Source organism: Rhodothermales bacterium (assembly GCA_041391505.1).
Classification (GTDB): domain Bacteria; phylum Bacteroidota; class Rhodothermia; order Rhodothermales; family JAHQVL01; genus JAWKNW01.
In genome coordinates this window covers 1-21,361 of record JAWKNW010000022.1, presented here as the reverse complement: position 1 = coordinate 21,361, position 21,361 = coordinate 1, and the positions used below count along the sequence as shown (strand labels likewise).

Below are 21,361 nucleotides of genomic sequence, written 5' to 3'. Positions count from 1 at the left end.
GCGATGTGGGTTTTGATCCGATGAGAACGCGGCATAGGCCGGCGTCGAAAGGCGATTTTTAGACCCCGCCTGCGGGAGTGCTATTCCTTCGTTACATGTTCGTTACGGGATAGGGGCCGGTCTGACGTTATGCGGAGGCAAGCCGGCCTGTCTAGTAAGGAAAAGAGCACAGACCCTGCAGCGCCCCTTGCCAGGCCCGGTTCGCGTTTTGTATCGTGAGTCGATCTAGTACAATCAGTACGATCGAAGATCGGCAACGTTCGTGCCTCTCTGGCCGGTCTTTTTGCTTTCTATGGTGCTGACAGTGGGTGTGCTCGGCCTTGCAATCCAAACGAGCTCCCCTATGCATGTACTGTCTTATCTGTCCGCACTCGTGCTGACCGCCGTCTTTGCTGTCAACTTCTGCTATAACAAGGAAGGTGACTGCGATGTGATGGCCACCTACTATCCGAGCGAGAACAAGACCTACTGGACCTCCGCTTGCGAAGATGGTGGTGTTTTTCTCGGCGCCATCGGTGGAAACACCATTCCCGGTATCTGTGGCGTCTGATTGCTCAAGCCCCGCACCTGCAAACTGATTCGATCAAGGAGGATCCTATGAAGAGGATTTGTACCCAGCTAACGCTCGTGTTTGCGTTGGTTTTTAATTCCTGTGCCCAATCCCCATCGCCAGTCAGCGAATCGCCAGAGATGCCGGTGATGAGTGTCATCGATGCGACCGCTCACTCCATGACTCCTGCGATGCTGGAGGGTCGAAAATTGACACCGGAAGAACGCAGCCAATTGGCGGAGACCGGACTGAATGCGACGGTCCTTATCCACAGGACCATTGCAAACGCGTCGAATTGGCGCGAAGCCCATGCTGCGCTACAACTCTATCTTCGCGCGGACACCGAGTCGCCGTCCTATCTCCGCGAGCAGATCGTGAGTGTACGCATGCTTCAGCTCATCCTGTCCGGTCCTGAGCGGGACGCGGACGCGATGGCCGCGATCGCACAATACACCGAGCTGCTGTCAAAGAATCGGTCTCCGGAAGGGGCGCTTCTGGTGCAGGCGCTTCAGACGCTCAAGGGATACTGGACGCCAGAACAGATTGCCGATGCTGCCCAGGGTGGTATGGTCGGGATTGAGGCATTCCTCGCCAGACGCACCTGTCCTGATTGCGCCGATAAGCAGCACAGTCCTGCGATCAACGCGAAGGTCCAGGCCGGCGAAGATGTCTTTCTGATGCAGATCGAGCACGCTCTGGATCAGCTCAAGGCGATGAGCACGCTGTAACGTGCCGGCATCCCCGCACCGCGCGCGGATGCAAAAAACCGCCGGCGTCGCTGTAACGACGCCGGCGGCCTGTGCTAACCGCTGCTCTCCTCCACAACGGTTAGTTCCTCGAGTCGCTCCCCGGGGAAGCGCTTACTTCAGCAGCAGGACGTTGCGCGTCGCCACGAACGCGCCGGCCTGCATGCGGATCAGATACACGCCGCTGGCGACGGTGCCGCCGGCGTCCGTGGTTCCGTCCCAGACGGCTTCATGAAGCCCGGCCCCGCGCTCGCCGTCGATCAGGGTCGATACGTGCCGGCCCATCGCGTCGTACACGATCAGTCGAACAGGCGAATCGGCCGGCAGCGCGAAGCGCAGCGTGGTGGTCGGGTTGAAGGGATTGGGATAGGCGCCTTCCAGCGCGTAGCTGTCGGGCAGGCGATCGTCGAGCAGGACGAACGCGGGCGCATCGCCCTGCGCGCCCCGCGCGGCAAACACAGGCGCCGAGGCGCCGCGCGGGCTTTCGTCAGGACCTGTTCCGGAGGGGACATACCCGGCATCGGTGGTCATCACGACCCTGTCCAGAATCAAGCCGTCCTTGCGCAGCCAGAAATGGATCGTGTGCAGGCCGGCGGACGCGATGGCGTACGGCGTCGTGACGCTGTTGCTCTGGAAGACGACCCACTCCCAGGAACCGTAAAGGTTGGTCTGGAAGATGTCGTATTTCCCCCCCAGTGTGCCGTCGAAACCGACATAGACCGAATTGCCGTTTTTGTCCGGCGCCCAGAGCCGTCCCCAGACGTAATAGTCGCCCGTGGTCGTAAACGTCGCGTTGAAGGCGATCTCGGGGCTGGTCGTCTCGGCGTTATTCTTGATCTGGCTGCCGTCGTCGGGGTAGGCCTCCATCGCGCTCGCCCCGCTGTAGCCGGCATGCGCCGTGTTTTCGATCCACTCGTGGCCGCTCCGCGCGATGCGCGTGTGGAAGTGCTCCGCTTCGAAGACGACCAGACCGCCCGATTCGATGAACGCGCCGTCGCCGCCGGGCTCAACCACGACGAGGGATTGGGTGTCGGTGTCGGTCAGGCCGTCGTCGTCGGTGACGGTGAGGACGACCGTGTAGGCGCCGGCGGCTGCGTAGGTGTGCGTCGTCGTTTCACCGGAACCGGAAGCGCCGTCGCCGAAGTCCCAGCTCCAGGCCACGATGGCTCCGTCGCTATCGCTCGATGCTGACGCGTCGAAGCTCGCTTCCAGCGTGCCGGCCGTCTGGGTTGCCGTGAAGCTCGCCGTCGGCGGCAGAGCGCCGGCCACGACGGTAATGTCCTGCGTGTCCTGGTCCGTGGCGCCCCCATCGTCGGTGACGCTCAGGGTGACCTGGTAGGTGCCGTCGGCGAGATAGCTATGGCTGGCGGTTTCGCCCGTCCCCGTGCTCCCGTCGCCAAAGTCCCAGTCCCAGGAAACGATCGTCCCGTTGTCCGTCGAGGCGCTCGCGTCGACGTCGATGTCCCGCGTGCCGGCCACGTTCGCGGCGACGAACGAGGCCACCGGAGGGGGATTGCCCACCAGGATCGTCTGTACGGAGGAGGCGGTTTTGCCCTGGTTGTCGGTCACGGTCAGCGTGATCGTGTACAGGTCGATCGACGCATAAGTATGCGACGTCGACGCGCCGGCTCCGGTCTGGCCGTCGCCGAAATCCCATTCCCAGAGGACGATCGCTCCGTCGGGGTCGAAGGAGGCCGAGCCATCCAGGTCGAGGTCCAGCGCGCCGGCTCCAGGGGTTGCGGTGAAGCTTGCAATGGGTGTTGCGTTGCCGACCTCCTGGTTGTAGCGCGCCAGGAAGATGTCGTCCAGCCCGGCGCTGGCGACCGTGGCGGAGCCGTCGCCGGCGACCGACAGGTCTGCCGTGCCCCGGAATCGCCCGGTCATCACGATGATCGATCCGTCCGCCGTGTTGTCGACGCCCTGGCCGAAGTCGTTGTTGGTGCCGCCGACCTTAAACGCCCAGATGAGGTTGCCGCCGGCGTCGTACTTGGCCAGAAAGGCATCGTACGGGCCGTTTCCCGTCAACTCAAACGTTCCGTTGGGGTCGAAGTCGACCGTGCCCTGTAGGAAGCCGGCTGCGTAGTAATTGTTGTCGTCGTCGACGCCGATGTTGAAAATCTGGGTCGAAGCCTTCGTGCTCACGTTTTCGAGAAGGAAGGCCCACACCAGGTTGCCGTCCGGATCGTATTTCGCGAGATAGCCATTGTTCAGGGCGTTGCCCGGGAGGTTATAGACACCGGGCCCCGGATCGAAGTCGACCGTGTTCTTGATGAAGCCGGCTCCAATGGTGTTGCCGGCCCGGTCTACCGCGATGGCGGTTCCGAGGTCGCGCGCCGTGGCGCCGAGGTTGAACGCCCAGAGGTATTGACCGTCCGGATCGAACTTGCCGATCCAGGCATCGGATTCGCCGTTGCTGTGGATCTGCTCGCCGCCCGTCGTGCCGACGACGGGGTTGCGTTTGAACCACCCGGTGACATAGCTGTACCCGGCGTCGTCCACCACCATCCGGAAGCCCCGCTGGTTGTCGATTTGCGCATCCGGGGCGACGTAGGCCCAGAGGTATTCGCCGTCCGTGGAGTACTTGACGCGGAAGATGTCCAGATCCCCCGTGCTCGTGAATTCGGCGACGCCGGGGCCCGGGTCGAAGTCGACGGTTCCCTGGATGCCGCCGGTCAGGTAAACCTGGCCAGACGGATCGACGGCGATGTCCTCGCCGGCATCGTCGATCTCGCCGCCGAACGAGAAGCCCCACACGAAGTGCCCGTCGTTGGTGTATTTGGCGACAAACGTGTCGAGTTCGCCGTTGCTGGTGATCGTATGAACTCCGTCGGGGTCGAGATCCGCCGTGCCGGTGAAGCGGCCCATGACGTAGACGTTGCCGGCGGCATCGAGCGCGATCCCATGGCCCAGGTCGGCGCCGGTGTCGCCGAACCCGAGGGCCCAGCGGAAACCGCCCGACGCGTCGTAGGAGGCCACGAAGACGTCCTCTCCGCCGGCGCTGGTCAGGTTAAAAATGCCCGGGCCGGGGTCGAAGTCTACCGTGTTCATAAAACGCCCGGTCAGGTACGTGTTACCCGCGGCGTCCAGCACGAGGTCTTCGCCGGCGTCGTAACTGCTACTGCCCATACGGGCGAAATAATCCAGGGTCTGGCCGTTGGCCGGCGGGCTCAGCAGCAGAAACATCCCAAACAGGCCGCCGATCCATCGCAGTAATGCGTTGGCGTCAGGATGGGATGCGCGGCGGCAGCGGTCTGGCACCGCGGACGGGTGGAAATTTTTCGGATACATGATGTCTCCTCACATTAAAGGTCATAAGTAGCTGTGATTTGAGGGGAGACCCGTTGCAGGCGACTGATCAAACTGAACAACGCGGTGGGCACGAGGAGATGCTGGGCGGACGAGGAGAGAGGGTCCGCTAGGTGTGCCTGGGAAGCCCGCGGGCTTGTTCGTGTGCTGTCAATGAAGCGGGTACACAGCTATAGACCGATTTTTGGCCGGCATGGGATCATGCGCGGCGCGCTTTTCTTTACGGACCTCATGCGCGTCCCATGTTGCAGCAGAGATCCGTCCCCCATCGCATCCCGGGCGCAAAACGTCACTTCACCAGGCATCTGGGCGTCGATCTTTTCTCTGTGCCCGGGTTTTGGTACACTACGTATATCGTCGACGCCCAGCGAAATGTGACCGACATGTCCGTAGCCGCCGCTCTACCTATCCGTTGCGCCGTGTGGATCATGGTGATGCTCTGTTATGCGGCGTGTCGCGCGCCGGGAGAATCGGACCTGCCGGACGTGGTCGATTTCGACGCAGACATCCAGCCGATCCTGTCGAACAACTGCTATGTCTGCCACGGCCCCGATGTCAGCACGCGGGAGGCAGGCCTCCGTCTCGATCTTCGGGATTCGGCCCTTGTCGTGTTGAAGGGTGGAACAACCGCCATCGTGCCGGGCGATCCCCACGCTAGCGAGCTGATCAAACGCATCCGTTCGGAGGATCCCGAGGAGCGTATGCCGCCGCCCGAAGCGAAAAAGGTGTTATCTCCCCGCGAGCGGGCCTTGATCGAACGCTGGATCGAACAGGGCGCGGAATACCGTCCCCACTGGGCGCTCGTGCCGCCCGAAAGACAGGAGCCGCCGTTCGTCCGCCGGCTCGTCGCGCCCGAAAACCCGATCGACCGCTTTCTGGAAGCCCGCCTCACCGCCGCCGGCGTGCGTCCGGGGCCCCCGGCGTCCCGCGAGAGCCTGATGCGCCGGCTCTCGTTTGTACTGACCGGGTTGCCGCCGACGCCCGAGGGCATCGATGCGTTTCTTGCGGACGCGTCGCCCGAGGCCTACGAGCGCCTCGTCGACCGCCTGCTCGCCTCGCCCCAATTCGGGGAGCGATGGGCCCGGCACTGGATGGACGTCGTTCGATACGCCGACACCAAGGGGCACGAGTTCGATTACCCCGTCATAGGCGCATGGACGTACCGGGATTATCTCATCCGCGCGTTCAACCAGGACCTGCCTTATGACCGGTTCGTGCTGGAACAGCTCGCCGGCGACCTCCTGGACCAACCGCGGCGCCATCCCGACGAGGGGTACAGCGAATCGGCCATCGGGACGATGTTTTTTACGCTCGGCGAGGGGACCCACAGCCCGGTGGATCTGCAGATCGACGAGTCGATCCGGATCGACAACATCATCGATGTGACGGGAAAGACCTTCATGGGGCTGACGGTCGCCTGCGCCCGTTGCCACGATCACAAATTCGACCCGATCCCGACGACGGACTACTACAGCCTCTACGGCATCGTCAAGAGTTCGCGTTTCGCGCTGCGCGATGCCCACGAGACGCCGGCGCTGGAGGACGAGACCACGGAAATTGCCGCGCTGGATCATGATGTGCGCGCCGCGCTCGGCCGTCGGTGGATGGATGAGCTGGTCGCCGTGGGCGATGCGCTGCCGCCGCTCGCCCCCGGGGAGGCCTTCCAGCCGGCCGATTCGCTGGCCCGGTCGCTTGGCGACTTTAGCGCGGGCCGGGGTTTCGATGGGTGGCGCGTCGATGGCCTCGCCTTCGGCACGAAGCCCGTGGCCGGTGCTCCGGTTTTCGAGGGGGAACGGCTGCTCACCCTGAAGTCGCCCCGCGCGTCCAGCGCAGCGATCTCCACGAAAATCTTCGGCACGCTGCGTTCGCCGACTTTCGTGATCGACGCCGACCATATCACCGTGCGCGCCGCCGGCAGGGCGTCCCGTGTGCGGCTCATCATCGACAATTTCCAGCTGATCCAGTACCCCATTTACGGGGGGCTCGAACAGGCGCCCGACAGCGCCGCGATGCAGAACTACACGTTCGATGTCGCCCGCTGGAAAGGCCGGCCGGCGTATATCGAGCTGTTTCCCGGGTATTTCAAGCAGCAAACGCCGGTGCGCGAAGCCGGCGCGTATATCGAAGCCGAAGGGGCCTGGATGCACGATGCACCCCTTGAGCGCGCAACAACCTCGCCGGCGCCCCTGGCAGGGGCCGCGCTGCGCGCTGCGCTCTCCGACGCCGTGCGTCGCTGGGTGGATGGGCTGGCGGACTATACCGAGGTCGCCCTGTTGAACGGCGCCATCGAAGCCGGCTATCTGTCCTCCGAAGGGATCGACCTGGCGGCGGAGCAGGGACGTCGCGCCGAGCGGGAGGCGTCGCTGCCGGAACCGGTGCTCATGATGGCCATCCTGGATGGCGACGGTGAGGATCAACCGGTATTCGTGCGCGGCAGCGTGGGCATGCCGTCGCCCGAGCGGGTGCCGCGGCGTTTCATGCATGCCCTCCAGCGTGGCGACGCGCCGTTCGAGGAGGCCGGCAGCGGCCGGCTCGCCTTCGCCGAGGCGGTCGTCGACCCCGCCAACCCGCTCACGGCCCGCGTCATGGTCAACCGCATCTGGCACCACGTCTTCGGACGCGGGCTCGTCGATACGGTCGATAACTTCGGCCTCCAGGGAAGCCGGCCCACCCATCCGGAGCTGCTGGACTATCTGGCCGTGCGGTTCGTCGAGGAAGGATGGTCGATGAAGGCGATGATTCGCCTGATGGTGACGTCCGAGGCGTTCCAGCGCGCCACCACGCCGGATCGGCGCGCCCAGGAGCGCGACCCCGACAACCGGTTATGGCACCAATATCCCGTGCGCCGGCTCGAGTCCGAAGCCATCCGCGACGCCATGCTCGCGGCGTCGGGCGAGCTTGATCTTGCGATGTACGGCCCCCCCGTGCCGGTGTACCTGTCCGACTTCATGACCGGTCGCGGTCGACCGGGCGAGTCCGGACCGCTCGATGGCGACGGCCGGCGCAGCATCTATCAGGCCGTGCGGCGCAATTTTCTGTCGCCGCTGATGCTGGTGTTCGATATGCCGATCCCGTTCTCCACGTTCGGGAGCAGGAACGCCTCCAACGTCCCGGCCCAGTCCCTGGCGTTGCTCAACGACCCCTTCGTCGCGCAGCAGGCCGAGGCCTGGGGCCGCCGGATGGTGGCGCTCCGTGAGCTGGACGCGCCGCAGCGCGTGCGGAGCATGTACCGGATGGCGCTGGCGCGCGCGCCGGCGGAAGAAGAGCTGCACGCCGCGCTCGATTTCATCGCGGCGCAGGCCGCGCTGTACGAACTGGACGAAAGCGCCGCGCTGAACGACCCGCGCGTCTGGCGCGACTACGCGCATGCCCTGTTCAACCTCAAGGAATTCATCCACCTCGTCTGACCCGCCGCCGCGTATGAAGCCGCATCGACCCTGCCGCCATCTGTCCCGCCGCGAAATGCTCGCGCTGTGCCGCAACGGGTTCGGATCCGTCGCCCTGACGTCGCTGCTCGGCAGCGCGGCGTTCGGCTGCCAGGTGACCAGCGGCGGTCCGGCCGGCGCGACCATGCCTATGACGCCCCGCCGGCCCGACGCCATCCCGCAAGCCCGCAGCGTCATCTTTCTCTACATGGATGGCGGCGTCTCGCAGGTCGACTCGTTCGACCCCAAACCGCGCCTCGACCGCGAACATGGCCAGAGCCCGTACGCCAAGTTCAAGGTCGACAACACCCAGTTCGACGACGTGGGCACCATCCTGAAAAGTCCCTGGCGGTTCCGTCAGTACGGCGAGAGCGGGATGCCGGTGAGCGATCTGTTTCCGCACATCGCCACCTGCGTCGACGACCTGGCGCTCGTTCGTTCGATGGTGTCCCAGTTTCCCGAACACACGAACGCCAACTATTTTCTGCACACCGGCATCGGCATCCAGGGCCGGCCCAGCATGGGGGCGTGGGTGACGTACGGGCTGGGCAGCGAGAACCAGAACCTGCCTGGGTATGTGGTGATCGATGGCGGACTGGTGCCCCCAGGCGGACTCGACAACTTCAACAGCGGGTTCCTGCCGGCTGCGTTCCAGGGGTCGGTGTTCAAGGCTGGCGAGACGCCGCTGGCGAACGTCCGCCCGCTGGAGGAGGACCCGCGCATCCAGGCGAGCAAGCGCGCGCTGATGCGGCGAATGGACGATGCGCTGCTGGGCAAACTCGGGCCGGCGGACCCCATCGAGTCGTCTATCGCGAATTACGAGCTGGCGTTTCGGATGCAGGCCTCGGTGCCGGAGCTAACCGATCTCTCGGGCGAATCGGCGGCGACGCGCCGGCTGTACGGGCTCTATTCGGACGATCCGCATACCCGCAGCTACGGGATGCAGTGCCTCCTGGCCCGCCGGCTCGTCGAGCGTGGCGTCCGCTTCATCGAACTCACCTGCCCCCGCGTCGACGCCGACCGCTGGGATCAACATGCGAGCCTGAAAAAAGGGCACGAACTGAACGCCCACGCCGTCGACCAGCCCATCGCCGGACTGCTGAGGGACCTGAAGGCGAGGGGGCTGTTCGATCAGACGCTCGTCGTGTGGGCCGGCGAGTTCGGGCGCACGCCGTTTGCGCAGGGGTCGGACGGGCGGGATCACAACCCGTCGGCCTTCAGCATCTGGCTGGCCGGGGCCGGCGTGCGGGGCGGCACCATCTATGGCGAAACGGATGAGTACGGGTACCGCGTGGTCGACAAGCCGACGACCATTCACGACCTCCACGCCACGATGCTCTATCTCCTCGGCCTCGATCACGAAAAGCTGACCTACCGCTTCGGCGGGCGCGACATCCGCCTGACGGACGTGCACGGCCATGTCGTGCACGACATCCTCTCCGCCTGATCCCTTCAGTGCACGTCGGCGGCGGACACCCGCTCCAGAATGATTTCGACAACGTCCTGGCCGGTGCCGTCGACATTGACGCGCATCGGCCGCAGCATCCGGTAGCCGTCCGCGCGGACGTCGATCGAGCGTACCCCGACCGGGGTTTGGATCGTCATCGGGGTGTATTGCCCCGTCGCCTTGCCATCGATCCAGATCTCGCCGATCACGAACGAGCCGTCTTCGTCGAACGAATTGATGTCGACCGTGGCGTCCCTGGTGAAGTCGATGGTGAAATGCTGGTCCTCATTGTAGCGGGGCAGCAGCATGCGCTGCCATTTGCCGAAGGCGGGATGCTGTACGGTGACCAGATGGGAGTCCGGCGATGCCATGAGCGTGTGCAGCCCCTCCGCTCTCGGGATGACCAGCTCGTCGTCCAGGTACACATCGCCGCGCGGCGTGATGTGCAGTTTGATCGCTCCGTCGCGAGGTTTCAGCGTTTGGTCGATCGGCAGCGTCTGCCCGGCGCTGATGTCGATGTCGGTTGTGACGGCTTCATAACCCTCCAGCGTGAGCGCGACGGTTGCCGGCCCCGGCGGCAGCGCCGCCCCATTTTTCGGCGTCTTGCCCGATAGCTTACCGTTGATGAGGACCACGGCCCCTGCGGGGCGCGAGGTGATTGCGAGCCAGCCCACGGCGGGTTTGCGCGGCTGCGCGGCGGCGGCGGGGGCCGGGTTGACCGGCCTGGGGTCGGCGGGAACCGGGTCGGCCGGCGAGGCCAGGGCGACCGGGTTGCCGGCAGGAAGCGGGGCGACGACCGGATCGGCCGGCGGCGGTGCCACCGGTGCCACGACGGGGGCGGTCGGCGCCGTCGTCGCCTGCGGATCCATCGCGGGCAGGTTGGCCGGGACCGGGTCGGGCGGGATTGGATCGGCCGGGGGATCGAAGGGCAGGACGGGGCCCTGCGCCGGGTCGACGACGGCGGTCCGGGGCGGACGCTCGGGCGGCGGCAGCGGGCGCGGCACGGCGGCGGCCGCCATGGCCGGCCCGTCGACGCTCAATATCTTGAACGGATCGGCGTCCGGCTGTTGAAACGCGTAGAGCGATCCGGTGGCGAAGAGGAGTCCGACGAAGGTGTAGGCGGCGGCCACCGGGGTGACCATCCGGCGCAGGGTAGACCGCAGCCGGTTGTGCCTCGGTGGGCGGGTCGGCTGGCTATGGCTGCGATCCGCCTCGGTCAGATCCTGCAGCATCTCCCGCACCGTCTGATACCGATCGCCCGGCTGCTTGCGCAGGGCCTTCATCGTGATCTGGGCAAGCCGGCGCGGCACGTTCGGGTTGAGCCGCGCGGGATTCTGGATCATGGCGTCGTTCAGCGTATTGCGAACGACAAAATCGGGCGCCAGCTTATCGAACGGAAGCGTGCCGGTGAGGATCTCGTACAGGATGAGTCCGATACTGTACACGTCCGACCGCTCGTCGACGCGGGCCTGCGAGTCGAGCTGTTCGGGGGAAGGATAGCCTCGGATGTCCGAATCGTTGTAGGAGAGCGGCAGCAGGCTCACCTTCTTGAGCATCCGCGAGATCCCGAAATCCTTGAGCTTGACGCGGCCGTCTTCCGTGACGAGGATGCGATCCGGCTTGAGCGATTCGTGGAGGATGCCCAGGCGGTGCGCGTAGTCGAGCGCCTCGAGCACCTGCTGGAGGAGGGGGACCCCGAGACGCCAGCGCGGCCCCTTCACCTGATCCAGGTAAGCCGAGAGGGTTTCGCTCTCCACATATTCCATGGAGATGTAGGTCGCCTGGTTCGTGTCCCGGATATCGTAGATGGTGACGATATTGGGATGGCTGAGCTGAGCGAGCCGGCTGGCTTCGATCTGGAACTGCTGGACGAAAATGGGATCCTGCGCGAGGATCGGATTGATCACGCGAAGTGCGACGGGGCGTTGCACGCCGATGTCGGTCGCCAGATACAGGGTGCCCAGGACATCCTGATCCAGCGCCTCCTCGATGCGGTGGCCGTCGATCTCATACCCTCTTGCCAGACCGGGTTGCAGGCTCATACGAATCCCTTGAACTCGCGACGGATGCATGCCGCGAGTGTGGGGGGCTCATGATGAATGGCACAGCCAGGGCTCAGCGTAACGTGTGGTTCGCCGGCCGCGTCTCGAGCGATACGGTGAGGCGCGAAGAAGCCGGCGTGGGTCGAAGTCTGGAATTCACGCTTTGCTTACGAATGCACCAAATAACGGGAAACGTCTGGCAAAACGCATACCGTTAAGTGCTTCTTGGCTATAGGCTTTTGGCGCATATTGATGCGCCGCGCGTGGGGTCAGGCGCGGCTGAACCAGGACTTCTTCCGTTTCCGCCCCGTGATCTTCTCCAGGCGGTCTTCGAATTCCTTGATCATGCTTTCCTGGTTCGTATCGAGCCGTCCCTGCTCGGAGCGCATCTTGAGCAGTTGCAGACCCTTCTGCAGGATGCGCTTTTCGTTCGCCCGATCGTTCTTGCGTTTGTAGAGAATGGCGAGACGCTCGTAAGGAAACATGGTGTCCGCATCCTCATCCACGTTGCTCTCATAGATGCGAATGGCATCTTCGAACTTGCCTTCGCTTTCTTTCTGTTCCGCAATTGCGTTGCGTTTGAACCAGCGCTCGTAATGCGTCATTGCGAGTGTGTTTTCTGGTTAATCGAGTACACCAGGGGAGAGTCCCCACTTTAACGATCGGTCAGACGGGCCGATTCTTAACCGTAAACCCGACGATCTGAGTGCGCACACGCCGGCGCTCCGGGCATCATTTAATAATGACATAACACCGGCTTGTCCGAAGCTTCACGGGATGCGCCGTATACTTTGCGCATCCAAAAAGCTCGTTGAGGCCCCTGATCGTGCCCCCGGGTGCCTGCCGTTATTATCCTATCTGCTATGCCATCGCGGACGCGCCCTGAGGCCGAACTCCTGACCATCCTCGTTGTGGACGACGAGGAGGATTTGCTCGAACTGCTCCAGTACAACCTCGAAAAAGAGGGATTTCGCGTGTTGCTGGCCCCGAATGGCTTGGAGGGCATCGACGTCGCGCGCCGGGAGAAACCGGATCTTATCGTGCTGGACATCATGATGCCAGGGCTCGACGGCATCGAGGTGTGCCGCCGGCTCCGCAGCGATGCCCTACTCCGCAACACGCCGATCCTCATGCTGACCGCCCGGACCGAAGAGGAGGCGCAGGTGCAAAGTCTCGACATCGGGGCGGACATCTACCTGCCCAAGCCGGTCTCCATCCCGGTGCTGATCAGCCAGATCAAGGCGCTCGTCCGGACGGCCCATCGCACCGAAAAGCAGCCGGCGTTTCTTTCGCTGGATGATCTCGAGATCGACCGCGATCGCTACCTCGTCTTCCAGAAGTCGAACGGCGAAACCATCGAGCACCGGCTGCCCCGCAAGGAGTTCGAACTGCTCTATTTCCTGGCCTCCTATCCCGGCAAGGTCTTCTCACGCCAGGACGTGCTGGACAAAGTATGGGGTCATGACGTGTACGTCGTTGACCGAACCGTTGATGTGCATATTCGTAAGATCCGCGAAAAGCTGGGTAACGATATCATCGAAACGGTAAAGGGGATTGGCTACAAATTCAAAGCCTGAGCCGGAGTCAGGCGCGGCCGTCGCCCGGCGGATGCCGGTCCGCTTCAGCCGGCTCTCCCTGAAGATTGCGCTGCCGATTGCCGGCATGCTCCTCGCGGTCATGGGGGGCCTCCACTACACGATCTCTCCGTTTCCGCTCGGCGTGCTCCTGGGGCTGCCGCTTTTTATCCTCGTCGCGGCCTATTTCACGGCCTACGCCCTGCTGGCCCATCGTCTGCATCTGGCGCGGACGACGCTAAAACAGGTTCGCAAGCATCGTTTCGAGAACCTGGAAGCCGCCCATCTGCCGCGCGGCGACGAACTCAATGCGCTGGTCTGGCAGGTCTATCGCGCCGGCCAGGTGCTTGAAAAGGAGATCCAGGGGCTGAAGAAGGTGGAAAACTACCGGCGCGAGTTCCTCGGCGACGTGTCCCATGAACTCAAAACGCCCATCTTCGCGATCCAGGGTTTCGCCGAGACGCTGCTGAATGGCGCGCTGGAGGATCGGCGCGTCAACCAGTCGTTCGTCAAAAAAATCCTCAACAACGCCACGCGGCTGCGCAACCTCACCAACGACCTGTCCGAGATCTCACGCATCGAGACGGGCGAATTGCAGATGATGATGAGCGACTTCAGCCTTAGCGAAGTCGTCAACGAAGTGATCGAAGGGCTGGAGGACATCGCCGAGAGCAAGTCGGTTACGTTGCGATCCCGCATCGCCGAGCCGCTTCCCCGCGTCAAGGGCGATCGCGAACGCATGCGCCAGGTGCTGATCAACCTGGTGGATAACGCCATCAAATACAGCAATCCGAGTGGTTTTGTGGAAGTCGTATGCCGGCCGCTGCCCTCCGGGCACGTCAAGGTGTCGGTGGTGGACAACGGCATCGGCATCGCCCCGCAGCACATCCCCCGCATCACCGAGCGGTTTTATCGGGTGGACAAAAGCCGCTCGCGGCTGCAGGGCGGCACCGGGCTCGGTCTGGCCATCGTAAAGCACATCCTGGGCGCCCACGACACGCAGATGATGATCGAGAGCAAACCCGACAAAGGATCGACGTTCGGCTTTTTGCTCAAGACCGTGAAGGGTCCCGCCGCGCCGGCGCCCACTTCAAAATAGGGTGAGGGCTTGCTATTCGCGCCGGCCGGTTGGAGATTACGCCGGTCGCTGCAACCTCCATCTCCCAGCATGATCCAGGACGCCTACGTTTTGAGCCGGCCGCAAAAACTCTTTGTGGTCTGCACCGCTATCTTTCTGACCGCGCTCGTCGTCGCCGAGGCCACGGCGAGCAAGTTTTTTACGGCGTTCGACCTGCCGTTCACGATCCGCATCCTGGGGCAGCAGTTCACGACGGTGGTGATGACGGCCGGCGTCATCGCGTTCCCGGTCACGTTTATCGTGACGGACCTGATGAATGAATACTTCGGCCGGCGGGGCATCGCGTTTGTCACCGTGATCGGGATGCTGATGATCCTGTTCGAGTTCCTGCTCGTCCAGATCGCCATGGCCGTGCCCACCGCCTCCATCTCCCCGGTCAGCGGCGAGGCGTTCAACATGGTCTTCGGCGCGACGGGGCGGGTGATCTTCGGGAGCCTCATCGCCTATCTCGTCGGTCAGCTCGCGGATATCACGCTATTCCACTGGCTGCGCAAACTCACCGAGGGCCGGCACCTCTGGCTCCGCGCGACGGGCTCTACGTTCGGATCGCAGTTCCTGGATACGTTTATCGTGCTGATGGTCGCTTTCGCCGGCCAGCTCTCGTTCCAGGAGATCCTCGCGATCACGCTCTTCAACTACATCTACAAATTCATCATCGCCATCGTGATCACGCCCGTCATCTACCTCGCGCACTGGCTGATGGATATGTACCTGGGCCGCGAGACGTCCGAAGCACTGATCCACCAGGCGGAGGAGATGGGGTGACGGATCGTTGTGCGGTTGATCGATGCCCCACGCTGAAGCGTGGGGGAACGGCACGATGAACGGGGACGCGTCAGTCCCGCGCCCACGTCATTCCCGCGAAAGCGGGAATCCAAGCCACGCCTGAGCCTTTCACGGCGATGCGTCAAGTTGCTCCCCACGCCCGCATATGCCATCCTCGCGAAAGCGGGAATCCAAGCCACGCGTGAGCCTTTCACGGCGATGCGTACGTAAAGAGTGCTCCCCACGCTGAAGCGTGGGGGAACGGCACGATGAACGGGGACGCGTCATTCCCGCGCCCACGTCATTCCCGCGAAAGCGGGAATCCAAGCCACGCGTGAGCCTTTCATGGCGATGCGTAAAGAGTGCTCCCCACGCTGAAGCGTGGGGGGTAGCCGGCGGTCAGACCTTCCCGCCAGACCTCAATCCTCCTCGCCGGCCTCGTCGGTCGTTTGCCGGCTGCGTACCTGATCGTAACCCGCGCCTATGGCGATACCCAGCGCCAGTCCGAGGCCGATATTGCCGAACGCGGCGCCAAGCGCTACGCCGAGGGCGATGCCGACCCCGATGGACTGGCCCCTGGCCTTGTTTCGTTTTCCCGTCATGATCTGTCGTCGGTGTGAATGAGCAGGTCGATGGTTCGCGATACGGGGCCGGCGGGGATTTGGTTCATGCGGGGAAAAGAGAACACTCCATCAGATCATGCATTGTTCACGTACAAAAAAGCCTCCCGACGGTCACCCGTCGGGAGGCTTTCAACAAAACGAGGATCGAATCTCGTCACACCGTCGCCGTCGCCGGCACGGGCGTCAGCCAGCCGTGCGGGTCGTCGCCTTTCTTGATGACGTCGAAGAAGGCATTCTGGATCTCGGTCGTGATCGGACCCCGCTTGCCGGTGCCGATCACGTGTTTGTCGACCGACCGGATCGGCGTGACCTCCGCTGCGGTGCCGGTGAAAAACAGCTCGTCGCAGATGTACAGCGCCTCGCGCGGGATCAGCCGCTCCTCGACGGTATAGCCGAGGCCTTTCGCGAGGGTGATTACGGCGTCGCGCGTGATGCCGGGCAGGATCGAGAGGCTCTGCGGGGCGGTGTAGAGCACGCCGTCGCGGATGACGAACAGGTTCTCTCCGCTGCCCTCGGCCACATAGCCTTCCTTGTTGAGCATGATGCCCTCGTTGTAGCCGTTGAGCACGGCGTCCATCTTCACGAGGGAAGCGTTGAGGTAGTTGCCGCCGGCCTTCGCCATCGCGGGGAAGGTGTTCGGCGCCATGCGGCTCCAGGACGCGACGTGGACGTCGACGCCGCTCTCCAGCGCCTCCGGCCCGAGGTACGCGCCCCATTCCCACACGGCGATGACGGTCTCGACGTCGTTCTTGATCGGGTTGACGCCCAGGCTGCCCATGCCGCGGAAGACGACGGGGCGGATGTAGCAGGACTTCAGGCCACTGTTGGCGATCGTCTCCATCGTGGCGGCTTCAATCTCCTCGATGGTGTAGGGAATCTCCATCCGGTAGATGCGGGCGGAGTCATACAGCCGGCGCATGTGCTCGCGTAGCCGGAATACGCCGGAGCCCTGGTCCGTGTTGTAGCAGCGAATGCCTTCGAATACCGAAGAGCCGTAGTGTACGACGTGCGAAAGGACGTGGATGGTCGCTTTTTCGTAGGGAACGAGTTTTCCGTTGAACCAGATGTCGTGATGCATAACAGGGCCCGAGCTAGGGATCGATATGAGAACGCGGGCGCAGCGCGACGCGCCGGATCGGTGTCGGCGACGGCCGGGCAGCAGCACACCCGCGGTTGGAAGAAGTACCAAAAACGGCCCGAATCGCGAAAGGTTCGTCGTTTAGCGTGAACTTTCTGGGGCCGATCGGGCTGCCCTCGCCGGCTCCCGCTGCAGCGCGTATTTCCCGATCATGTACAGGATCTTGTACGACGCCTTGACCGTCCCGGCAAGGGTGCCGGTGATTTTCGACACCCCCACCCGCCGGCGGTAGGACACGGGCACCTCGGTATACCGCAGGCCGGCGCGCACCGCCTTGATCTGCATCTCGACCGTCCACCCGTACGTGGTGTCCTGCATCCCCAGCGCCAGCAAGGCGCTGAACCGGATCGCCCGAAACGGCCCCAGATCGGTGTATCTCGCCCCCCAGATCAGGCGCATCAGGCCGCAGGCCAGTCGGTTGCCGAACAGCGCCTGCGGCAGCATCGCCCCCGGCTCCCGCTCTCCGCGCATCCGCGACCCGATGACGAAGTCGGCCTCGCCGTGCTCGATGGGCGCGAGGAGGCGGACGATCTCCTCGGGATGGTCGCTGTAGTCGCCGTCGAGGAAGACGACCACATCGGGATTTTTCTCCTTCGCGTAGGCGATCCCGCGCAGACAGGCCCAGCCGTAGCCCTGCCGGCCCTCGCGAAGCACCGTCGCGCCGGCGGCGCGGGCATTGGCCTCGGTCTCGTCCGTCGATGCGTTGTTGACCACCACGACCTCCTCAACGACGTGCCCGGGCAGGTCGCCCACGACGAGTCCGATCGAACGGGCCTCGTTGAAGGCGGGGATGATGACCATCACCCGGAGCCGGCGGTCACCCATCGACGTGTCCAAGTGCGGCGAGGGCCTCGCCGGTGAGCCGCATCGTGTTCCACTCCTTCATGTGCCGGGCGCCGAGGCGGTGGTAGAAGTCGATGGCCGGCGCGTTCCAGTCGAGCACGTTCCAGTCGAGCCGGCGGCAGCCCTGTTCCACCGCGCGCCGGGCCACGGCCCGAAACAGCCCGATGCCGACCCCATGCCCCCGGTAGTCGGGCAGCACAAACAGGTCTTCCAGATAGATGCCCCAGGCGGTGAGGAAGGTGGAGTAGTTATAGAAATACAGCGCCATGCCGAGCGCGCGGCCGTCCGCGTCTTCGGCGATGAAGGCTTCGCAGCGCGGCGACGCGTCCGGGGCGAGGTGCCGGCGGAGCGCCGCGGCGTCCGGCTCGGCCTCGTGGCGCAGCCGCTCGTACTCGGCCAGCCCGATGATCAGGTCGACGAGCCGCTCGGCGTCGGCCGGCGTGGCGGGGCGGATGGTGAAGGCGGATGGCAAAATGTATCTCGCAAATCGTAAAGTGGATACCGGTACCGCCCTGTAGATGGATCTAGGCGGTTCCGATGGATGCCAGGCCCCGCTTCGGGAGCAGGGGCAGGATCTGGCGTCGAGCCATCGACATCGCCTCGGGGAGGTGCAGACGTAGCACCAGCCGCATCGTCATCGACGGTACAGATCGTCATCGTCCGGGTCGATGTCGTCGTCCTCGATCGAACCGAGGGAGGATAACATGGAGCCCATCATGTCGCTGTACGATGTCGCGGAGTCGGCGAAATCCTTCCCGATGAGGGAGTTCTGGTGGAGGGCTTCGAGGACGAATTCCATGGCCGAGGCGGCCTCGCCCGGCGTCGCCGGCTTCATCTGGCGCGCGACGATCTCCTGCAGGCCGGCGACCCCGCACAGCGCCTGCTGGAACGCCTCGAACGGCATGTCCTGCCCGAGCACGAGGTTGTTGCCCTGCGTGAACCAGGTCAGGAGCAGCTGGTAGGGCGAACGGCCCGTCTTTTTATCCGACGGGTCGGGGAAATAGACGTTGAAGATCGACTTGATCGCGCGCCCGATCAGCAGCCGGGCCACGTTTTGCGCGCCTTCCTGTTCGCCTTCGTAGACGAGTTCGACCTTCCCCGTGATCGCCGGCTCCACCGAAACGAAGTCGCTGATGCGCACGGTCGTTTCGGTCTCGCCATGCACCAGCGCCCGGCGCTCGGCGGCCGAGATGAGATCCTCCAGCGCGGCGCGGGTGAGGCGGACGGAGACGCCGGATTTCTGGTCGACGTACTCGCTGGCGCGGGCCTCGAACGCGATCTGTTCGATGATCTCCCTGAAATACGCCGGCACGTGCACCTTTACGCCCTCGCCCCGATCCTGCCACGCTTCCTGCCGCGTGATCTGAACGCCGATGTCGATCGTCTTCGGGTAGTGCGTGATGATCTGGCTGTCGATGCGGTCCTTCAGCGGTGTGATGATGCTGCCGCGGTTGGTGTAGTCCTCGGGGTTGGCCGAGAAGATCATCATGACATCCAGCGGAAACCGGATGTTGAACCCGCGGATCTGGATGTCCTGCTCTTCCATGATGTTGAGCAGCCCCACCTGGATGCGCGGCTGGAGGTCGGGCAACTCGTTGATGGCGAAGAGGCCCCGGTTGGTGCGCGGGATGATGCCGAAGTGGATCACTTCCTCGTCGGCATACGTCAGCCGCAGGTTGGCCGCCTTGATCGGGTCGATGTCACCGATCAGGTCGGCGATCGTCGTGTCGGGCGTGGCGAGCTTTTCGTTGTACCGCTCGTTGCGGTGCAGCCACGCGATGGGGGTGTCGTCCCCCTTGGCGGCGATGAGGTTGCGGGCGTATTTGGAGATCGGGTCGAACGGGTTGTCGTTGATCTCGCTGCCCTTGACGATGGGGATGTATTCGTCGAGCAGCTGCGGGAGCATGCGGATGATGCGGCTCTTGGCCTGCCCGCGAAGCCCCAGCAGGATGAGGTCGTGCCGGCCCAGGATGGCGTTCTGGATCTGGGGAATGACCGTGCTTTCGTAGCCGATGATACCCGTGAACACCCGCTCTTTTTTGCGCAGCTTCTCGATGAGGTTTTTGCGCAGCTCGTCCTTAACCCCCAGCACCCGGTAACCGGATGTCTTGAGTTGTCCGAGCGTATGGATATCGGTGAGGCGAGACAGGGTCATGATGGAGTCGGGTTCAAGGTTCACGGCTCAAGGATACAGGAGGCGTCGGGTGGCCGCGACCGCGGCGCATCGAACGGAGAACCTGAACCCTTTAAACCTGGCCATCTAGCACGCGAAGCGTTCGAGCACAGTTCCCCCCGGATCGGCTTTACTGCGGCGGCGGCGCGTTGCGCCACCGATACAGGGCGAGCCGGGGTTGCGGCTCGACGAAGGCGACGGCTATCTCATAGTCGTCGCCATCCGGACGGACGGCGAGATCGACGGGATAAAACGATTTGGCAAAGGAGGGCGAAGGCTGGACGAGCTGCCGCTCGAGCCGGCCGGTGCGGTCGTACGCGTCGATCCACAGCCAGCCCGGCCGGATGTTGAGGACGAACAGCCGGTCGCCGGCGACGGCGAACGACGCCGTCAGGAGCGGCGGGTCGTACTGGTCGCCCAGCATGAACAAGCGGCTCCGGGCGAGCATAGGCGAATCGAATCCCACCAGCGCGAGGGTGTCGCGACGCGCCGCCGGCAGGAAACGGTCCATCACCGGCCGATAGCCGCAGGCACTGAGGAGGGTGTCGCCCTGCGCGAGCATCTTGCCCGCATACCGCCAGATCGGCCCCTCGAGCGGCCAGCGCTCGGTCACACGGCCGGTCTCGTCGAGCCGGCCCGCGAAATTGTCGAACGACTCCCCCAGAATCTTGACATACACCCCGCCCGGACCATAAGCCGCATACTGCAGCTGCTGGCGGCTCGAGGCGTCGGCCGGCGTGGGCACCGTGGCCACAACGCGCTCGCCCACCATCAGGCGGACTTCCCGCCTGGAGGGGCTGAATACTGCGAGGGTGTCGCCGGCGATGCCGGCCAGGAAGGGGACCGGGAATTCGTCGTCGGTGACCTGGTACAGCGGCTGGCCCCCGTCGTCGAAGGCATGGATGGTGTTGGCCTCGGCGTCCGACAGGAACAGCCGGCCGGCGGCGTCGAAAAAAACCGTGCGCGGGTATTCGAACGGCCGGGCCTCGGGGCCGCCGGTGTCCCAGACCTGCACGAGGGTGTCGACCGGCGTGGCCTCGGCGATGGCGCGCGAGAGGGAGTCCGACGGAAACAGCGCCCGGCTTTCGGTGCGATTGCACGACGACGGCAGGCAGCCGGCCAGGGTCAGCGTGGTAACGAGGAAGAAGAACGTAGAGTGCGCGGAAGAGCGGGCCATGCCGGGGTGATCGCCGGAGTGATCGATTGAATCGGCCCTTGTAAGGTTGGAGGGAGGGTTCGTTCCCGCCGCCCGCCGGCCCCTCGAACAGGTTACGGCTGGGGCTCGAGGGTGTCGTCCTCGATCTCGGCGAAGTATTCGAGCAGGTAGCGATGCAGAAAGATATAGCCGCCCCCGACTTTCTGGAGGAAGTTCAGTTCGGACGCGGCATAGTCCAGGAAGGCGACCAGCCTGAACGGGAGCATCCCTTTTTTACTGAGCATCCGCCGAAGGATATAGTGCTGCAGGACCTCTTGCATCCCGAAGATGAAAAGCGCGGCGAACAACAAAAAATAAAGGAAAGTCATCGCGCTATGGACCGCGATGTGCCGGGGAAGCTCGTCGCTCGCGCCCGCCGGCGTTTGCCTGTCGATC

The 21,361-nt window shown here is 64.0% G+C and carries 17 protein-coding genes; 7 read left to right on the top strand and 10 right to left on the bottom strand.

The features are described 5' to 3' along the window. Nucleotides 1–343 precede the first annotated feature (343 nt). Nucleotides 344–550, top strand: a complete 207-nt coding sequence (locus R2834_18070) for a hypothetical protein (GenBank protein ID MEZ4702246.1) — start codon at nucleotides 344–346, stop codon at nucleotides 548–550. Nucleotides 551–597: 47 nt separating this feature from the next. Next, nucleotides 598–1,278 carry a hypothetical protein gene (locus tag R2834_18065; GenBank protein MEZ4702245.1) on the top strand — a complete coding sequence of 227 codons (681 nt, stop codon included), beginning with the start codon at nucleotides 598–600 and terminating at the stop codon, nucleotides 1,276–1,278. Nucleotides 1,279–1,410: 132 nt separating this feature from the next. Here R2834_18065 and R2834_18060 read toward each other — a convergent pair whose 3' ends face one another. Continuing rightward, on the bottom strand, nucleotides 1,411–4,479 hold the full coding sequence (locus R2834_18060; protein MEZ4702244.1) for a PKD domain-containing protein: 3,069 nt from the start codon (nucleotides 4,477–4,479) through the stop codon (nucleotides 1,411–1,413). Nucleotides 4,480–4,985: 506 nt separating this feature from the next. Here R2834_18060 and R2834_18055 point away from each other — a divergent pair. Both R2834_18055 and R2834_18050 read left to right on the top strand, forming a co-directional pair. After that, complete coding sequence (locus R2834_18055; protein ID MEZ4702243.1) at nucleotides 4,986–8,009, top strand: PSD1 and planctomycete cytochrome C domain-containing protein; 3,024 nt, start codon at nucleotides 4,986–4,988, stop codon at nucleotides 8,007–8,009. A gap of 13 nt (nucleotides 8,010–8,022) precedes the next feature. Next, nucleotides 8,023–9,474, top strand: coding sequence for a DUF1501 domain-containing protein (locus R2834_18050; GenBank protein MEZ4702242.1), 1,452 nt, complete (start codon nucleotides 8,023–8,025; stop codon nucleotides 9,472–9,474). A gap of 5 nt (nucleotides 9,475–9,479) precedes the next feature. Here the strand turns inward: R2834_18050 and R2834_18045 are convergent, their stop codons facing one another. Beyond that, nucleotides 9,480–11,516, bottom strand: a complete 2,037-nt coding sequence (locus R2834_18045) for a serine/threonine-protein kinase (protein ID MEZ4702241.1) — start codon at nucleotides 11,514–11,516, stop codon at nucleotides 9,480–9,482. Between the two features lie 269 nt (nucleotides 11,517–11,785). Further along, on the bottom strand, nucleotides 11,786–12,121 hold the full coding sequence (locus R2834_18040) for a hypothetical protein (GenBank protein ID MEZ4702240.1): 336 nt from the start codon (nucleotides 12,119–12,121) through the stop codon (nucleotides 11,786–11,788). Between the two features lie 258 nt (nucleotides 12,122–12,379). Here R2834_18040 and R2834_18035 point away from each other — a divergent pair, with 258 nt between their 5' ends. From R2834_18035 to R2834_18025, 3 genes are all read left to right on the top strand, one after another. Continuing rightward, complete coding sequence (locus tag R2834_18035; GenBank protein ID MEZ4702239.1) at nucleotides 12,380–13,093, top strand: response regulator transcription factor; 714 nt, start codon at nucleotides 12,380–12,382, stop codon at nucleotides 13,091–13,093. Then, nucleotides 13,071–14,189 (top strand): ATP-binding protein, encoded by a 1,119-nt coding sequence (locus R2834_18030; protein MEZ4702238.1) that lies wholly within the window; start codon nucleotides 13,071–13,073, stop codon nucleotides 14,187–14,189. Before R2834_18035 ends, R2834_18030 begins: the two co-directional genes overlap by 23 nt. 69 nt (nucleotides 14,190–14,258) lie before the next feature. Then, the gene (locus R2834_18025) at nucleotides 14,259–14,993 is read left to right on the top strand and encodes a queuosine precursor transporter (protein MEZ4702237.1); all 735 of its coding nucleotides are present in this window, start codon (nucleotides 14,259–14,261) and stop codon (nucleotides 14,991–14,993) included. A 419-nt stretch (nucleotides 14,994–15,412) separates the two neighbouring features. Here the strand turns inward: R2834_18025 and R2834_18020 are convergent, their stop codons facing one another. The 7 genes from R2834_18020 to R2834_17990 form a co-directional block, all read right to left on the bottom strand. Continuing rightward, a complete protein-coding gene (locus R2834_18020) occupies nucleotides 15,413–15,595 on the bottom strand; it encodes a hypothetical protein (protein MEZ4702236.1) in 183 nt (60 codons plus the stop codon). Between the two features lie 175 nt (nucleotides 15,596–15,770). Continuing rightward, on the bottom strand, nucleotides 15,771–16,694 hold the full coding sequence (locus R2834_18015; GenBank protein ID MEZ4702235.1) for a branched-chain amino acid transaminase: 924 nt from the start codon (nucleotides 16,692–16,694) through the stop codon (nucleotides 15,771–15,773). A gap of 141 nt (nucleotides 16,695–16,835) precedes the next feature. Further along, nucleotides 16,836–17,579, bottom strand: coding sequence for a glycosyltransferase family 2 protein (locus R2834_18010; protein MEZ4702234.1), 744 nt, complete (start codon nucleotides 17,577–17,579; stop codon nucleotides 16,836–16,838). Beyond that, entirely contained in the window at nucleotides 17,572–18,069 is a 498-nt protein-coding gene (locus R2834_18005) for a GNAT family N-acetyltransferase (GenBank protein ID MEZ4702233.1), read from the bottom strand. Before R2834_18005 ends, R2834_18010 begins: the two co-directional genes overlap by 8 nt. A 162-nt stretch (nucleotides 18,070–18,231) precedes the next feature. After that, the gene (locus R2834_18000; protein MEZ4702232.1) at nucleotides 18,232–19,752 is read right to left on the bottom strand and encodes a magnesium chelatase; all 1,521 of its coding nucleotides are present in this window, start codon (nucleotides 19,750–19,752) and stop codon (nucleotides 18,232–18,234) included. 148 nt (nucleotides 19,753–19,900) lie between these two features. Beyond that, the gene (locus R2834_17995; protein MEZ4702231.1) at nucleotides 19,901–20,947 is read right to left on the bottom strand and encodes a hypothetical protein; all 1,047 of its coding nucleotides are present in this window, start codon (nucleotides 20,945–20,947) and stop codon (nucleotides 19,901–19,903) included. A 92-nt stretch (nucleotides 20,948–21,039) separates the two neighbouring features. Beyond that, the coding region (locus tag R2834_17990) for a hypothetical protein (GenBank protein ID MEZ4702230.1) at nucleotides 21,040–21,361 on the bottom strand (322 nt) is incomplete at its 5' end.

Excerpts from the sequence above, each read along its gene's own strand:
- R2834_18070 (MEZ4702246.1), top strand. The coding sequence starts at position 344 with ATGCATGTACTGTCTTATCTGTCCGCACTCGTGCTGACCGCCGTCTTT.
- R2834_18065 (MEZ4702245.1), top strand. The coding sequence starts at position 598 with ATGAAGAGGATTTGTACCCAGCTAACGCTCGTGTTTGCGTTGGTTTTT.
- R2834_18060 (MEZ4702244.1), bottom strand. The coding sequence starts at position 4,479 with ATGTTTCTGCTGCTGAGCCCGCCGGCCAACGGCCAGACCCTGGATTAT.
- R2834_18055 (MEZ4702243.1), top strand. The coding sequence starts at position 4,986 with ATGTCCGTAGCCGCCGCTCTACCTATCCGTTGCGCCGTGTGGATCATG.
- R2834_18050 (MEZ4702242.1), top strand. The coding sequence starts at position 8,023 with ATGAAGCCGCATCGACCCTGCCGCCATCTGTCCCGCCGCGAAATGCTC.
- R2834_18045 (MEZ4702241.1), bottom strand. The coding sequence starts at position 11,516 with ATGAGCCTGCAACCCGGTCTGGCAAGAGGGTATGAGATCGACGGCCAC.
- R2834_18040 (MEZ4702240.1), bottom strand. The coding sequence starts at position 12,121 with ATGACGCATTACGAGCGCTGGTTCAAACGCAACGCAATTGCGGAACAG.
- R2834_18035 (MEZ4702239.1), top strand. The coding sequence starts at position 12,380 with ATGCCATCGCGGACGCGCCCTGAGGCCGAACTCCTGACCATCCTCGTT.
- R2834_18025 (MEZ4702237.1), top strand. The coding sequence starts at position 14,259 with ATGATCCAGGACGCCTACGTTTTGAGCCGGCCGCAAAAACTCTTTGTG.
- R2834_18020 (MEZ4702236.1), bottom strand. The coding sequence starts at position 15,595 with ATGACGGGAAAACGAAACAAGGCCAGGGGCCAGTCCATCGGGGTCGGC.
- R2834_18015 (MEZ4702235.1), bottom strand. The coding sequence starts at position 16,694 with ATGCATCACGACATCTGGTTCAACGGAAAACTCGTTCCCTACGAAAAA.
- R2834_18010 (MEZ4702234.1), bottom strand. The coding sequence starts at position 17,579 with ATGGGTGACCGCCGGCTCCGGGTGATGGTCATCATCCCCGCCTTCAAC.
- R2834_18000 (MEZ4702232.1), bottom strand. The coding sequence starts at position 19,752 with ATGACCCTGTCTCGCCTCACCGATATCCATACGCTCGGACAACTCAAG.
- R2834_17995 (MEZ4702231.1), bottom strand. The coding sequence starts at position 20,947 with ATGGCCCGCTCTTCCGCGCACTCTACGTTCTTCTTCCTCGTTACCACG.